Source organism: Bradyrhizobium sp. CB82 (genome assembly GCF_029714405.1).
Lineage (GTDB): Bacteria > Pseudomonadota > Alphaproteobacteria > Rhizobiales > Xanthobacteraceae > Bradyrhizobium.
The window spans coordinates 5,074,570-5,090,149 of sequence record NZ_CP121650.1 but is presented as its reverse complement, the minus strand read 5'-3'; the positions used below and the strand labels follow the sequence as shown (position 1 = coordinate 5,090,149).

Genomic DNA, 15,580 nt, shown 5'->3' with positions numbered 1-15,580 from the left:
GGTCCAAGTTCCGCCTCAAGCTGCGCTTTGAATAGACCCGTGATTTTGCGGGGTGATCCATGAAGAAGGGCGATGTGACCTGTCCGCATTGCAAGGCGGGCTTTCGGCGGATTGAGCTGGCGACGGAGCCGCCCACGACCGGGGAGTACCGCTGTCCGGCCTGTGACGAGCTCGTGGAGAAGTTCAATGGTCTCGCCTTCGTCGCCTACCGTTTGACGATCCAGCCCTCGACGAAGGGGATCCGCGCGTAAGGCCGCGTCCTTCGGTCGCCAACCCTGTCGTGCCGTGCGGTGCATCAGGATTCCCGGGATGCCGAAAACCCGTCGTTGGCGGCGCCGCCATCGGGCAAAAAATTGATTCAGTCAGATAACGATGTTGGCCGTGACCTATTTCGCGGGCATACGCTCGCGGCGCTTCGAAGGCGTTTTATGGGGACACGCCGATGACGGAACTTCAGGACAGGCTGGAACGGTTTGAGACGCTCACCGCCGAGTGCGAGCTGATCGCCAAGCTCGCGACCGACAGTGCAAAGCGGGAGTTCTACCTCAAGCTCGCGGAGCATTATTACGAGCTTGCGGCCGACGCGCGGCGGGCGATTTCGCCCAAAGCCGCGGCGTGACGCCGGACGAAAGCCGTTCTTAACACTTGGCGCGCATCCTCTTGGGATGTGAGGGCGGATCGTGTGCCGCGATTTCCTCACAGGTGGGAATGCTGGAGACTGTTGCCATGCAACGGCTCCAGGAACTGTCGCTTTGCAGGTCATCCCATGCGGGCTCTTGTGGTCATCTTGCTTTCACTCATGACGGCGGCTTGCGAGCCGGAGCAGGACGTCACCGGTTCGACTGCCGTTTGCCCGCTGCGCAACTACAGCTCTTACAATGCCAGGGACATGAATCAGTGCGTCGCCGCCTGCAAGTCCTGCGATCGCGGCACGACGGTGACATGCACCACCTCCTGCACGCTGAAGGGAGCCCGGTGAGGCGCGCTGCTCGCGCCTGATCCGGCGAGACCTCTTCTTCATCGGAGCGGGGGCCAAGAGCTGCAGATTCCACGGCGGCATTCAGCAAGCGCGTCGCGAGAACGAGAAGGCTCATCCTGTTCTGATCATCCGATCAGGAGGTTGCGACTCGCCCAGAGGTATATGCGCGGTGGTGGCGCGCACCTGGATGCGCGCAGTTCATCGTATTGCCTGAGGTTGTGAGTGTACGTCCTGCGGCGGTATCAAGGTAGCCCAAGCCGTGACCCGCGAGACACGATTGTGTTGTCTGCGCAACACTCATCTCGGATTAAGCCGTCATCGCAGCTCGTTCCCATCCGCGCCGCTTTTTGGCCACACCCCTCCACGAATAAAATCTCCATAAATATTTTCAGGGCTGCGGCGCTCGCACCAGCGAAGGAAAAAATCCCAGGGTTCGTTCAAATCTTGGGTGTCGTTTTCCGGGTCTGACAAGGGTTGACTGAGGAAACTGGTTCGCGATGGACGCCAAGACGAACATCAAGCAGAGGCTGCCGAGCCGTCACGTGACGGAAGGCCCCGCGCGCGCGCCCCATCGCTCGTACTTCTACGCCATGGGTCTGACCACCGAACAGATCCACCAGCCCTTCGTCGGCGTCGCCTCCTGCTGGAACGAAGCCGCTCCCTGCAACATCGCCCTGATGCGTCAGGCGCAGGCGGTGAAGAAGGGCGTGGCGTCGGCCGGCGGAACGCCGCGCGAGTTCTGCACCATCACCGTGACCGACGGCATTGCGATGGGCCATGACGGGATGCGCTCCTCGCTGCCGTCGCGCGAATGCATCGCCGACTCCGTCGAACTGACCGTGCGCGGCCACGCCTACGACGCCCTCGTCGGCCTTGCCGGCTGCGACAAGTCGCTGCCGGGCATGATGATGGCGATGGTCCGCCTCAACGTGCCTTCGATCTTCATCTATGGCGGTTCGATCCTCCCGGGCAATTTCCGCGGGCAGCAGGTCACCGTGCAGGACATGTTCGAAGCCGTCGGCAAGCATTCGGTCGGCGCCATGTCGGACGAGGATCTCGACGAGATCGAGCGCGTGGCGTGCCCCTCGGCGGGCGCCTGCGGCGCGCAGTTCACCGCCAACACCATGGCGACCGTCTCGGAAGCCATTGGGCTCGCGCTGCCGTACTCGGCCGGTGCGCCGGCACCGTACGAAATCCGCGACGCCTTCTGCACGACGGCGGGCGAAAAGGTTATGGACCTGATCGCCGAGAATATCCGGCCGCGCGACATCGTCACCCGCAAATCCCTGGAAAATGCAGCGGCCGTTGTCGCGGCCTCCGGCGGCTCGACCAATGCTGCGCTGCACCTGCCGGCGATCGCTCACGAAGCCGGCATTAAGTTTGACTTATTCGACGTCGCCGAAATCTTCAAAAAGACACCATATGTCGCGGATTTGAAGCCCGGCGGCCGTTATGTCGCCAAAGACATGTTTGAAGTTGGCGGCATCCCGCTTCTGATGAAGACGCTGCTCGACAACGGCTTCCTGCACGGTGACTGCCTCACCGTCACGGGCCGCACGATCGCCGAAAATCTCAAGAGCGTGAAATGGAATCCGCACCAGGATGTGGTGCACCCGGCGGACAAGCCAATCACCGTCACCGGCGGTGTGGTGGGTCTGAAGGGGAATTTGGCGCCAGAAGGTGCGATCGTGAAAGTCGCGGGAATGTCCAGCCTCAGGTTTACCGGTCCGGCGCGATGCTTCGACCGTGAGGAGGACGCTTTCGAGGCGGTCCAGAAGCGCACTTACCGCGAAGGCGAAGTCATCGTGATCCGCTACGAGGGGCCGAAGGGTGGCCCCGGCATGCGGGAAATGCTCCAGACCACAGCGGCGCTGACCGGGCAGGGCATGGGCGGCAAGATTGCGCTCATCACCGACGGCCGGTTCTCCGGCGCCACCCGCGGCTTCTGCATCGGCCATGTCGGCCCCGAGGCGGCCGTCGGCGGCCCGATCGGGCTGCTCGAGGACGGCGATATCATCGAGATCGACGCGGTGGCCGGCACTCTTGACGTAAAGTTGAGTGACCAGGAGCTGGCTCAACGCAAGACCAAATGGCGTTCCCGCGCGACTAACCATACATCGGGTGCGCTCTGGAAATACGCTCAGCAGGTAGGACCAGCGATCGGTGGGGCAGTGACCCATCCGGGCGGCGCGCACGAGAAACAGTGCTATGCGGACATCTAGGCGTACCATAGTTGCGTTTGTGTTGGGGGCCTCCGCGCTGGCCGCGCCGGCGCTCGCCTTCGACGGCGCGCCGGTCAATCCGCAGGATGCGACCATCCCGGTGGTCTCGCCAGCGCCTGGTGCGGCCGGAACGCTGCGCAAGGCCGTGCCGCCGGCTGCGACCAATCCAGACGCTTCCTTCACCGCCCTGCAATACGCCGCCGAGGGCGGTCACCCCATCGCGCAGTGGAAGCTCGGGCGGATGTACGCCAATGGCGACGGCGTCGCCCAGGACGATCTGCGCGCCTTCGACTATTTCAGCCGGCTCGTGAACGCGCATGCGACCGACAGCCCATCGCTGCCGCAGGCGCCGATGGTGGCGAACGCCTTCGTTGCGCTCGGCCGCTATTATCTCAACGGCATCCCGAACTCGAAGGTGAAGCCGGATCCGGAGCGGGCGCGCGAGCTGTTCTCCTACGCGGCGGCCTATTTCGGCAACGCCGATGCGCAGTACGATCTCGCCCGGCTCTATCTGAAGTCGCCCGACGCCTCGCGCGATACCTTCACGCAAGGCGCGCGCTGGCTGGGCCTCGCCGCACAGAAAGGCCAGCACGAGGCACAGGCGCTGCTCGGGCAGATGCTGTTCAACGGCGATCGCCTGCCGCGGCAGGCCGCGCGCGGCCTGATGTGGCTGACGCTGGCCCGCGACAGCGCCGGTACCGACGAGACCTGGATCAAGGAAAGCTACAACCGCGCCTTTGCCAAGGCCTCCGACGACGACCGGGCGATGTGCCTGCAAATGCTCGAGCAGTGGGTCCAGGGCCGCCGCGATTGATCGCTGCGCAGGGCGGGAAAAGGCGCGCTTGCGCCGTGGCCAACATCTCACCGGGACTTAGACTAGGCTGCCTCCAGATCCAGATCCGCCCACACCGGCACGTGGTCCGACGGCTTCTCCCAGCCGCGCACATAGCTGTCGATGCCGACATTGGCGAGCTTGTCGCTCGCCTGCGGCGACATCAGGAGATGGTCGATCCGCAAGCCCTGGTTCTTCTGCCAGGCGCCCGCCTGGTAGTCCCAGAAGGTGTAGAGCCCGGACTCGTCGCTCACCGCCCGGAGCGCATCGGTGAGTCCCAGGCCGAGCAAGGATTGAAAACTCTCGCGCGTCTCGACCTTGAACAGGGCATCTTCGGTCCAGGCCGCGGGATTGTGGACGTCGCGGGCGGCGGGGATGACGTTGAAATCGCCGGCGAGGATCAACGGCTCCTCGGCCTTGAGACGCTCCTTCGAATACTCAAGAAGCCGCGACATCCACTTGAGTTTATAGGGATATTTCTCAGTCCCGACAGGATTGCCATTGGGCAGATAGAGGCAGGCGATCCGCAAGACGCCCTGCTTCAGCGTGACCACGCCTTCGAGAAAGCGGGCGTGCGCGTCCTCGTCATCGCCGGCAAGCCCCGACTTGGTCTCGTCGAACTTGAGTTTGGACAGCAGCGCCACGCCGTTGAACGTCTTCTGCCCATGGGTGACGACGTTGTAGCCGAGCGCCTCGATCTCCAGCCGCGGGAATGCCTCGTCGACGCATTTGATCTCCTGGAGGCAGACGATGTCGGGCGAGCACTCCTTCAGCCAGGTCATGAGATGCTCGATCCGCTGCCGGACCGAATTCACGTTCCAGGTGGCGATGCGGATCGTCATGCGGGGTACTCCAGGCTGCGGCACCGTTAGAACAAACTGCAAACGCAGCCGTCAAGGACGACCGGCCGGGAAGCGCAAAATCTCCCAAGAGAATTTCCCAAGAAAATCTTCCAAGAAAATCTTCCAAGGAAATCTCCAAGGAAACCTCCCGAGAAATTAACCCGGCTTAAGCGGGAGCTCTGCCATTCATGCCGAAAAAGGTTCTGACGGATGGGATGGCACGGCAATTCCCCAGATACCAATGAGGCGCGCAATGGCCTGATCGGCGCGTTCCTCTATTGGCTCGGCGGCTTCGAGATCGAGGACGGCCTGACGGCCGATCTCAGCGAGCGCGAGATGCGCCGCATCCGGGCCAAGCAAGTCGACGCGGTCACCCAACTGATCCCGGTGACCATGGCCGTGAACATGCTCACGGTCGCCATCGTGCTGATCCTGTTCTGGGGCAGGGGCTGGAACGGCTTCCTCGTCGTCTGGGGCCTGACGCTCGCGGCCGTTGCCGAAGTGGCGTTGCGCGCGTGGCGGCGCTCCCACGTCAATCCGCCCCAGGAGGCCTCACCGCGTGCCACGCGGCAGATGATGCGGCAGGCGTTTTTCCTCGCGGCGGTCTGGGGCACGCTGCCGCTTGCGCTGTTCAGCAAGGTCGGGCCGACCAGCCAGCTGATCCTGGCCTGCTTGATGGTCGGGACGATCGCGGGCGGCGCCTTCACGCTCTCGACCTTCCCGCGCGCGGGCCTCGTCTATCTCGCCACCATCACGCTCGCCTGCGCCGGTGCGCTGTTGTTGTGCGGCAGCGGGCCATATCTTGTGACCGCGGTATTCCTGCTGCTGTTCGCGTTCTTCATGGCGCGCAACATTGTCTCGCAAGGCAATCTGTTCCTCGGCAATCTCAAGGCGCAGGGCGCGCTCGAGCGGCAGACCGAGATTATCTCGCTTTTGCTGAAGGAGTTTCAGGAGAACGCCAGCGACTGGCTATGGCAGACCGATGCCGAGGGCCACCTCGTGCACGTGCCCGAGCGCTTCGCGGCGGTTGCCCAGATGCCGCTACCACTGCTGCAAGGCGCGCATTTCGCCGACGTGCTCGACATGCTCTGTCCCGAGGACATGAGCACCGCCTACAACATCATCGGACTGATGGAGCAGAGCGAGCCGATGCACGAGATGAGCATCAAGGTCGTCGCTGGCGGCGAGGCGCGGCTGTGGTCGCTGACGGCAAAGCCGTCATACGATCGCGACGGCCAGTTCCTCGGCTATCGCGGCTTTGGCCGCGACGTTACCGAGCGCTGGCGCGCGGAAAAGGCCGAGGCCGAAAGCAGGGCGAAATCGAATTTCCTCGCCGTGATGAGCCACGAGATCCGCACGCCCATGAACGGTGTGCTCGGGCTTGCGAGCATGCTGCTCGAGACCTCGCTCGATCCGGAGCAGCGCGAGGCCGTGACCACGATCCGCGAGTCCGGCGACAATCTCCAGCGCATCCTCAACGACATCCTCGATCTTTCCAAGCTGGAAGCCGGCCGTTTCGAGTTCGAGGCGATCGATTTCTCGCCGCAGGCGCTGGTCGAGGCGGTTGCCAGCGTCGTGCGCGCCAGTGCCAAGGCCAAGGGCCTCACGGTGAAGGTCGCGCTCGATCAGAACGTGCCGCCGGCGCTGCGCGGCGACGTCGCACGGATCAGGCAGGTGCTGCTCAATCTCGCCTCAAACGCCGTGAAGTTCACCGATGCGGGCGATGTGACGATATCAGCCACCTGCCAGGCGCGCCGCGACCTGCTCGCGACCGTCGAGTGGACCGTGACCGACAGCGGCATCGGCATTGCGTCCGAGAAGGTCGGTCAGCTCTTCGCCGATTTCGCTCAGGCCGATGCTTCGATCAGCCGACGCTTCGGCGGCACGGGGCTGGGCCTGGCGATCTCCCGGCGCATCATCGAGCAAATGGGCGGCACGATCGGCGTCAGTTCTGCGCCGGGCGAGGGCTCGACCTTCCGCTTCGCTCTGGTGCTGCCGTGGAGCCATGCGCTGGTGTCCGACCGAGAGGCTGATCGCAACGAAGCCGATGATCTCAAGTCCCGCATCGTAGCGCTCGATCGGCCGCTGAAGGTGCTGGTGGCGGAGGATGACGCCGTCAACCGCATGGTCGTGAGCAAGATGCTCGGCGAATTCGACGTCGACCTGCGCGTCGCGGCCGACGGCGTCGAAGCGGTCGAGGCTGCCGCGGACGGCGACTATGACGTGGTGCTGATGGACGTGCGCATGCTGGAGATGGACGGCCTTGCCGCGACGAGGGCGATCCGCGCACCAGGCGGTCGCTTCGCCGCCCTGCCGATCATCGCGCTGACCGCCAATGCTTTTCCGGAGGACGTCAAGATCTGCCGTGAGGCCGGGATGTCGGACTTTTTGGCGAAACCCTTGCGCAAGCCGGCGCTGGTCACGGCATTGCTGCGTGCGCTGGATCACATGGCTGGAAGCGATGCACCACTACAACCGGAGCAGGAACCGCCAGCAGTGGGGATGCTGCATTCTGGCATTTGAGCATCTGTCCCCGGCTGTCCGATGGGTAGGGAACAAGATGGGCAAGAAAGTTCGGTTCGTGATTGCTATTGCGGCCATGCTGACGCTGTCGGCTTGCGGGCAGGCGGTGCCGAACGACAAGGCCGCCTATGTCGGTGAGTGGAAAGCGCAGACGATGAGCCTGCTGCTCACGCAGGACGGATCCATCCGCTACAAGCGCGTCAGGGGCAACACGACGACTTCGATCAACGCCCCACTGCGGAGGTTCGAGGGCGACAATTTTGTCGTCGGCATTCCCTTCATCTCGTCGACATTCGAGGTGTCGAAACCACCCTACCAGGAGGCGGGGACGTGGAAGATGGTGGTCGATGGCGTGGAGCTTACCCGGCTTCCGTAGCCGTCATTTTGCAGTGACAGCCAATTTTCCAGCCCTCGATAGCACTTGCGCAACTAATTTTTGGCGTTCCGAATCTTGCTTGCTCCCCTGAGTGGGGGCGCCGGTGGGGGAGTCGGATTCGCCCAGCCTGCCATCTGCAGACAAGTGAGCAGATCGACATAGCTTTCTATTCCTCCTGCCGCAGCCTCGCCTTCGCAGCTTTCGCGCGCGGGACCCGGAACAGTCAGCCAAACGGAACTGAGCTGTTGCTGCGCAAGTGTCTCGTCACGCAGGCATTCGCCGGCGTCCTGCGCTAGGGCAAGCCCTGACGCTTTGTCATCAGCGGAAACGTCCCTGCAAAGGCCTTCGACGTTGAAGACGGGCACACGGTCTGAAATTGGCATCGCGTGCTGGCCAAGGAGCGAGAATATCAAAAGGGCTGCTTTCATGAGATCCTCTCCCTCAAGTCGGGTTGGACGGGGCAGCTCGGAGGAGATTAGGCCTCGTTTGTTTCCGGTTGGCTTCGCCGGGCCGGCAAAGGGTTTCGTCCTCGCCCGGCAGGACATGGCGATCACAGCCTGGCTGCTACAGCGCAAACATGGGTGAACACTGTATCGGGACCCGCCCTATCGGAGCCGCCGGGCGCGTGTCCGACCGAGCCCCCGCCCTTGGGGACCTCGCGACAATCGACTTTTACCCCTGATTTGCCCGACGCGTCAAATGTTTTCGCAAAACCAGAAATGCATCGTGCCGGCTCACCGGCTCCTTTGCATGGGGTTGTTTTTCGAATTTTGAGTTGGACTAGATCGAGAAGCTCGTGCCGCAGCCGCAGGACGCGGTGGCGTTGGGATTGTTGACGCGGAAGGACGCGCCGATCAGGTCATCGACGAAGTCGACCTCGGAGCCCGCCAGGAACGGCTGCGACGCCGAGTCCACCAGCACGATCGCATTGTCGCGCTCGATGACGAGATCGTCGTCGGTGCGGTCACGCTCGATGTCGAACTTGTACTGGAAGCCGGAGCAGCCGCCGCCCTCGACCGAGATCCGCAGCATTGCGCCAGTGCCTTCACCCTTGAGGATCTCCCCGATCCGGCGCGCGGCCCGGTCGCTGATGGTCACGGCAGTCGTCATCGTTCCACTCCGATAGTCCCGCGTCATATCCAATTCATTTGGTATCCCGCGTCCGTCATAGTTAAGTGCAAGGGTCCGCAGAATCAAATGGATAGGGACTAAATTCGCCGTGTCCGTCGGAATGGCTGCCCCCCGCGCGCCCTATGCCTGCGATCCCGATCGCAGCCGCGGCCGGCTGGTCACGGAGCCGCCGAGCCGCACCCGCAGCCCGTTCCGGCGCGATTGCGACCGGGTGATCCATTCCACCGCCTTCCGTCGCCTCAAGTACAAGACCCAGGTGTTCGTGTTCCATGAAGGCGACCACTACCGTACCCGCCTGACCCATTCGCTGGAAGTCGCGCAGATCGCCCGCGCGCTGGCCCGGCAGCTCGGGCTGGACGAGGACCTCACCGAGACGCTGGCGCTCGCGCATGATCTCGGCCATCCGCCCTTTGGCCACGCCGGCGAGCGGGCGCTCGATGCCTGCCTGAAGAACCATGGCGGCTTCGACCACAATGCCCAGACCTTGCGCGTCGTCACGGCGGTCGAGCACCGCTATCCCGAATTCGACGGCCTCAACCTGACCTGGGAGTCGCTCGAGGGCATCGTCAAGCACAACGGCCCGCTGACCGATCGCGGCGGCGCGCCGGTCGGACGCTATCGCGAGCACGGTATTCCGGTCGGCATCGCCGATTACGTCAAGACATACGACCTGGAGCTCTGGAGCTTTGCCTCGCTGGAGGCGCAGGTCGCGGCGATCGCCGACGACATCGCCTACGATGCCCACGACATCGACGACGGCCTGCGTGCAGGACTGTTTGCGGTCGATGATCTCAACGCGATCCCACTGATGGCCGAGATCATCGCCGAGATCGGTGCGCACTACCCGAACCTCGATCAAGACCGGCGCGGAGCCGAGCTGGTCCGCGAGCTGATCTCGCATCTGATCGGCGCGGTCTTCGCCGAGGCGAGGGCGAACCTTGCGGCGATCGAGCCGCAATCGGCCCAGGACGTGCGCCAGCAAAGCCGGGCGATGATCGCCTTCCCGCCGGCGATGGCGGGGGAGGAGGCCGCCATCAAGACCTTCCTCTATCAGCACATGTACCGCCACAAGCGGGTGATGCGGGTGATGGGGGAGGCGGAACAGATCCTGTTCGACCTGTTCGCGAAGTACCAGGCCTCGCCCGGCGAGCTGCCGCCGGAATGGCTGGCGGGGGCGGAGGCTGACGACGAGGCCGCCAGGGCCCGCCGGATCGGCAATTTCATTGCCGGAATGACCGACCGTTTCGCCCTCACCGAGCACCAGCGGCTCTTTGACTCGACCCCGGATTTGCGTTAGGCGGCGGCCATGCCCGACACATCCCCATCGCTGCATCTTTTCGCCGACGTGCTCGCGCGCGTGCACTCCGCCTGCCGCGCGCTCGCGGCGGAAGCCAACTGGCCGGAAGGCATCGATTTCTCGCGCGTGGTGGTCGAGCCGCCGCGCGATGCCTCCCATGGCGACATGGCGACCAACGCCGCGATGGTGCTGGCGAAAGAGGCCAAGTCGAAGCCGCGCGATCTCGCCGAGCAGATCGCCGAGCGGCTGCGCGCCGACGCGCTAATCGCCAAGGTCGATGTGGCCGGACCCGGATTCATCAACCTGGCGCTCAAGCCGTCTGCCTGGGCGGAAGCGCTGCGCACCTTGCTGCGCGAGGGGGCCAGCTATGGCCGCCTGAGCGGGCGCGGGAAGGTCAATGTCGAATACGTCTCGGCGAACCCGACCGGGCCGATGCATGTCGGCCATTGCCGCGGCGCCGTGTTTGGCGATGCGCTGGCGAGCCTGCTCGACTTCGCCGGCCACGACGTCACGCGCGAGTACTATATCAACGACGCTGGCGCGCAGGTCGACGTGCTCGCCCGTTCCGCGTTCCTCAGGTATCGCGAGGCGCTCGGCGAGGACATCGGTCCGATCCCTGACGGCCTCTATCCCGGCGACTATCTCAAGCCGGTCGGCGAGGCGCTGGCGAAGGAGCACGGCGACAAGCTGCGCACGATGAGTGAAGCCGAATGGCTTCCGACCGTCCGGGCAAAATCGATTGCGATGATGATGGACGAGATCAAGGACGATCTCGCCGCCCTCAACATTCGCCACGACGTGTTCTTCTCCGAACGCTCGCTGATCGAGAGCGGCAACAACAAGGTCGCCGAGACCATCGATTTCCTGCGGGCCAAGGGCGATATTTACGAGGGCCGCCTCCCGCCGCCGAAGGGCGCGCCGGTCGAGGACTGGGAAGACCGCGAGCAACTCCTATTCCGCGCCACCGCCTATGGCGATGACGTCGATCGTCCGCTGATCAAGTCGGACAATTCCTATACCTATTTCGCGTCCGACATCGCCTATCACAAGAACAAGTTCGACCGCGGCTTCGCCGACATGATCGACGTGTGGGGCGCCGACCATGGCGGCTACATCAAGCGCATGCAGGCGGCGGTGAAGGCGGTCACCGCCACCAAGGCTGCGCTCGACGTCAAGATCGTCCAGCTCGTGAAGCTCCTGCGTAACGGCGAGCCGGTCAAAATGTCCAAGCGCGCCGGTGACTTCGTCACCTTGCGTGAGGTGGTGGATGAAGTTGGCCGCGACGCCGTCCGCTTCATGATGCTCTACCGCAAGAACGACGCGGTGCTCGATTTCGACCTCGGCAAGGTCATCGAGCAGTCGCGCGACAACCCGGTATTTTACGTCCAGTACGGCCACGCCCGCGGCCACTCGATCTTCCGCAACGCAAGGGCGGAGGTATTTCCAGAACTGCCCGAGAGGGCCGACGCGCGAATCGCGTGGCTGCTCGACTCGGCGCTTGAACGGCTGTCCGACCCGGTGGAACTCGATTTATTACGGCGTCTCGCAATTTATCCGCGGACCGTCGAAGCGGCCGCCAGCGCCCACGAGCCGCACCGGATTGCCTTTTATCTCTATGATTTAGCCAGCGAATTTCATGCACTTTGGACGAAGGGGCGCGATCTGCCCTATTTACGCTTCATTATCAATAATGATGCACAGCTTACAAAGGCGCGATTGGCAATGGTCCAGGGCGTCGTCTCGGTCCTGGCATCGGGCCTCGCCATTCTCGGCGTCCATGCCCCGGACGAGATGCGGTAGTTTGGGGCGAACTACTTCAGGGAATGAGTGGGGGCTAACCGGCAGAAGCCGGCTCGCTTACGTAATGCGACTTGGTTGAATGCCTTGTGGGTGAAGGCCGCGGTTCGGGTCGAGGACTGGCGGCTTTCCCGAAGGGGACGCATCATCACGATGGCCGATCGATATCAGAACAGACCGTATCCTTCCGATGACTATGATCGCGGTGACGATCAGAATGGCAGGGCGGAAAGCGATCCCTTGGCCGAACTTGCGCGCCTGATCGGGCAGACCGATCCGTTCGGCGCGCAACAAGGCCGGCCCGCCGCGAGGCCGCCAGCTCCGCCGGCGCCCGAGCCGTACCGTCCGCCTGCGCAAAGCTACGCGCCGCACAGCTACGAAGATCACTACGAGGAGCCGCCACCGCCGCCCGGACCACCGTCCTGGATGCGGCGTGCCAACGTTCAGCCGCAGCCGGCTGTGCCCGAGCGGCCGAGCTACGCGCCTGCGGTGAACCCGATGCATCCTTTGCAGCGTACCGCGGCACAACAGCCAGCGCCCGAACCGGACTATCAGGGGCCGCAGGCCTATCCCGAGCACGACGATCCGATCGATCCGTCGCGCTATGACGACGCGCTTTACGGCCAGCTCGAAGCGGGTCAGCAGGATTTCCAGCGCGATCCGTCCTATCCCGACGATCCTTACGCCTATCAAAGCGACTATCCCGAGGATGAACTCGAGGACGAGACTCCGCGGAAGAAACGCGGCGGGTTCATTACCGTAGCCGCCATCCTGGCGCTGGCCGTGGTCGGAACCGGCGGCGCCTTCGCGTACAAGACCTACCTGGGATCACCCCGCAGCGGCGAACCGCCGATCATCAAGGCGGACAACACGCCGACCAAGGTCGTGCCGGCGCCTGCCGATGGCACCGCCAAGGTACCGGATCGCATGGCCGCAGGTGACGGCGGCGAAAAGATCGTGCCGCGCGAGGAAGCGCCGATCGACGTCAACGCCAAGTCCGGTGGCCCGCGCGTCGTCTTCCCGCCGCTCAATCCGAACGCCAATCCGCCGTCGGTTGCGAGCGTCTCACCGTCGGCCGTGCCGCCACCAGCCGCCGCTCCCGCGCCCAATAACGGTACGATGCCCAACAGCGAGCCGCGCCGGATCAAGACGCTTGCGGTGAAGGGCGATCAGACCGATAGCACGCCCGCGCCAGCTGCGGCCGCAGCCAAGTCGGCCGGGGCTCCGAAAGCGGCCGCGGCGCCGGCTGCGCCACGCAATCCGCCGACCTCAGCCAACGCCAGCGCCAGCCAGCCGATGTCGCTGGCGCCGCAGGAAGCGCCTGCACCCGTCGCAGGACAAAAGATGGCTGCGACCACGCCGACGCAATTTGCGCCCGCAAGCAGCGGTGCGGGAGGTGGTTACGTTGTGCAGGTCTCTTCGCAACAGAGCGAGGAAAGCGCCCACGCGTCCTACCGGGTACTTCAGAGCAAGTATGGTAGCGTGCTGGGGTCCCGTTCGCCCGTGGTCAAGCGGGTCGATCTCACCGAAAAGGGCAAGGGAATCGTTTATCGCGCCTACGCCGGGCCGTTCGGCTCGCAGGACGAGGCGACGCAGGTTTGCAACAACTTGAAGTCCGCTGGCCTCCCGCAGTGCTTCGTCCAGAGGAATTAGCGTCCGTTTCCTTGACCCCCTAGCGGGGTACGGTTAATCGGCGACTATGAGCACGCGGGCCTTCATTACCGGTGTATCCGGAACGGAATTGACCGCCGCCGAGCGGGATTTTATCCGTGCCGAACGTCCGTGGGGTTTCATCCTCTTCAAGAGGAATATCCAGACACCAGCTCAAGTTGCTTCGCTTGTTCAGGAATTGCGCGGCGTCGCTGGCGCCGCGGAGGCTCCCGTCCTGATCGACCAGGAGGGTGGACGGGTGCAGCGGCTCGGGCCGCCGCATTGGCCGGTCTATCCATCCGGCGCGCTGTTCGGAAAGCTTTACGACATTGATTCGGCGCTCGGACTCAGGGCCGGGCGCCTCAGCGCGCGGTTGATCGCGGCTGATCTGGCCGATCTCGGCATCACCGTGGACTGCCTGCCGCTCGCGGACGTGCCGGTCGCGGGGGCCGACGCCGTGATCGGCAACCGTGCCTATGGAACCGAGCCGGCCAAGGTTGCGGCGATCGCCCGCGCCGTCACGGACGGGCTTGAGCAGGGCGGCGTGCTGCCGGTCCTCAAGCACATCCCCGGCCATGGACGGGCGACGGCAGACACGCATTTTCGGTTGCCGACCGTGGACACGCCAAAGGACGAGCTGGAGCGCACCGATTTTGCCGCGTTCAAGCCATTGGCGGACCTACCGATGGCGATGACTGCACATGTTGTGTTTAGCGCGTTCGACCCCACCCATCCGGCGACGACATCTGCGACAATGGTTCAGCAGGTGATTCGTGGCGTGATCGGGTTCCATGGTTTGTTAATGAGTGATGACGTGTCGATGAACGCATTGGCGGGCACCATTACCGAGCGCACGCGTTCGATTTTTGCAGCCGGCTGCGACATAGTCCTGCATTGCAACGGGAATATCGAGGAGATGCACGAGGTTGCCGGGCAGACGCCCGAATTGTCGGGCAAGGCGCTGGAACGCGCAAACGAGGCGCTGGCCACGCGCAAGGCGCCGCAGCCGTTCGACCGGACGGCGGCGCGCGCTGAACTCGACGCATTGATCGCACAGGCGAACACGGCATCCGCATGACCGCAGAAATCCTATCGTTTGAAACCGGGCGGCCCGCCGAGCTCGCCGAGGGCGAACCGGCGCTGGTCGTCGATGTCGAGGGCTATGAGGGGCCGCTCGATCTGCTGCTCGCACTGGCGCGGCAGCAGAAGGTCGATCTCGCAAAAATCTCGATCCTGGCGCTCGCTGATCAATATCTCCACTTCATCGAAGCCGCGCGGAAAATCCGGCTCGAGCTTGCGGCCGACTATCTCGTGATGGCGGCCTGGCTCGCCTTCCTGAAATCACGCCTCCTGCTGCCGGAACCCCCGACGGCGGAAGGTCCAAGCGCGGAGGAGATGGCGACCGCGCTCGCCAATCGCCTGCGCCGGCTCGAGGCCATCCGCGAAGCGGCGAACCGGCTGATGAATAGGCAGCAATTGCTGCGCGACATCTTCCCGCGCGGCGAGCCCGAGCAGATCGCCGAGGTCAAGCATCCGAAATACACCGCAACCCTCTACGACCTGCTCACGGCCTACGCCTCGCAGCGGCAGTCGCGCGTGCTGGCGAGCGTGCATCTCGCCAAGCGCACAGTGTGGTCGCTCGCGGAGGCGCGCGCCTCGCTGGAGCGGCTGGTCGGGAGCCTTACCGAATCGGACGATTGGGGTCGTCTCGACGACTTCCTGATCCGTTACGTCGCCGATCCGTCGCAGCGTGCGACGGTGTTCGCCTCGAGCTTTGCCGCCGCACTCGAACTGGTGCGGGAAGGCCAGCTGGAACTGAACCAGAAAGAGGCGTTCGCGCCGCTCTATTTCCGAAAGGGGCGGCATCAACCGGTACCTGCAGGTCCCGCGCCTGAAACGCCGGTCGGTTAAGTGCAAGAAGGAGAAGCTGC

General features: G+C 64.1%; 15 protein-coding genes. 12 read left to right on the top strand and 3 right to left on the bottom strand.

All coding sequences use genetic code 11. The features are described from left to right. Positions 1-59 precede the first annotated feature (59 nt). The 5 genes from QA640_RS24810 (at position 60) to QA640_RS24790 (ending at position 4,015) form a co-directional block, all read left to right on the top strand. Positions 60-251 (top strand): hypothetical protein, encoded by a 192-nt coding sequence (locus QA640_RS24810; protein WP_283035563.1) that lies wholly within the window; start codon positions 60-62, stop codon positions 249-251. Positions 252-442: 191 nt separating this feature from the next. Then, positions 443-619 carry a hypothetical protein gene (locus QA640_RS24805; protein ID WP_283035562.1) on the top strand — a complete coding sequence of 59 codons (177 nt, stop codon included), beginning with the start codon at positions 443-445 and terminating at the stop codon, positions 617-619. Positions 620-766: 147 nt separating this feature from the next. Beyond that, positions 767-979, top strand: a complete 213-nt coding sequence (locus QA640_RS24800) for a hypothetical protein (RefSeq protein ID WP_283035561.1) — start codon at positions 767-769, stop codon at positions 977-979. 497 nt (positions 980-1,476) lie between these two features. Further along, a complete protein-coding gene (ilvD, locus tag QA640_RS24795) occupies positions 1,477-3,201 on the top strand; it encodes a dihydroxy-acid dehydratase (RefSeq protein ID WP_283035560.1) in 1,725 nt (574 codons plus the stop codon). Beyond that, entirely contained in the window at positions 3,188-4,015 is an 828-nt protein-coding gene (locus QA640_RS24790; protein WP_283035559.1) for a tetratricopeptide repeat protein, read from the top strand. The genes ilvD and QA640_RS24790 overlap by 14 nt, the downstream gene beginning before the upstream one ends. Before the next feature lie 62 nt (positions 4,016-4,077). On the opposite strand, the gene xth is transcribed toward QA640_RS24790, so the two are convergent. Beyond that, positions 4,078-4,875, bottom strand: a complete 798-nt coding sequence (gene xth / locus QA640_RS24785; protein WP_283035558.1) for an exodeoxyribonuclease III — start codon at positions 4,873-4,875, stop codon at positions 4,078-4,080. Between the two features lie 210 nt (positions 4,876-5,085). On the opposite strand from xth, the gene QA640_RS24780 reads away from it, so the two are divergent. Beyond that, the gene (locus tag QA640_RS24780) at positions 5,086-7,398 is read left to right on the top strand and encodes an ATP-binding protein (protein ID WP_283035557.1); all 2,313 of its coding nucleotides are present in this window, start codon (positions 5,086-5,088) and stop codon (positions 7,396-7,398) included. Positions 7,399-7,435: 37 nt separating this feature from the next. Next, positions 7,436-7,774, top strand: a complete 339-nt coding sequence (locus QA640_RS24775) for a hypothetical protein (RefSeq protein WP_283035556.1) — start codon at positions 7,436-7,438, stop codon at positions 7,772-7,774. Positions 7,775-7,827: 53 nt separating this feature from the next. Here QA640_RS24775 and QA640_RS24770 read toward each other — a convergent pair whose 3' ends face one another. Beyond that, positions 7,828-8,202: a hypothetical protein gene (locus tag QA640_RS24770; RefSeq protein WP_283035555.1), complete on the bottom strand. Its 375-nt coding sequence runs from the start codon at positions 8,200-8,202 to the stop codon at positions 7,828-7,830. A gap of 352 nt (positions 8,203-8,554) precedes the next feature. Next, positions 8,555-8,884, bottom strand: a complete 330-nt coding sequence (erpA, locus tag QA640_RS24765) for an iron-sulfur cluster insertion protein ErpA (RefSeq protein ID WP_283035554.1) — start codon at positions 8,882-8,884, stop codon at positions 8,555-8,557. 109 nt (positions 8,885-8,993) lie between these two features. Between erpA and QA640_RS24760 the strand changes: the two genes are divergently transcribed. The 5 genes from QA640_RS24760 (at position 8,994) to QA640_RS24740 (ending at position 15,560) form a co-directional block, all read left to right on the top strand. Further along, positions 8,994-10,202 (top strand): deoxyguanosinetriphosphate triphosphohydrolase, encoded by a 1,209-nt coding sequence (locus QA640_RS24760; RefSeq protein WP_283035553.1) that lies wholly within the window; start codon positions 8,994-8,996, stop codon positions 10,200-10,202. A gap of 9 nt (positions 10,203-10,211) precedes the next feature. After that, positions 10,212-12,002, top strand: a complete 1,791-nt coding sequence (gene argS / locus QA640_RS24755) for an arginine--tRNA ligase (RefSeq protein ID WP_283035552.1) — start codon at positions 10,212-10,214, stop codon at positions 12,000-12,002. A gap of 150 nt (positions 12,003-12,152) precedes the next feature. After that, positions 12,153-13,652, top strand: coding sequence for an SPOR domain-containing protein (locus tag QA640_RS24750; protein WP_283042877.1), 1,500 nt, complete (start codon positions 12,153-12,155; stop codon positions 13,650-13,652). Between the two features lie 46 nt (positions 13,653-13,698). Further along, entirely contained in the window at positions 13,699-14,727 is a 1,029-nt protein-coding gene (nagZ, locus tag QA640_RS24745) for a beta-N-acetylhexosaminidase (RefSeq protein WP_283035551.1), read from the top strand. Further along, positions 14,724-15,560, top strand: coding sequence for a ScpA family protein (locus tag QA640_RS24740; RefSeq protein WP_283035550.1), 837 nt, complete (start codon positions 14,724-14,726; stop codon positions 15,558-15,560). The genes nagZ and QA640_RS24740 overlap by 4 nt, the downstream gene beginning before the upstream one ends. Positions 15,561-15,580 lie beyond the last annotated feature (20 nt).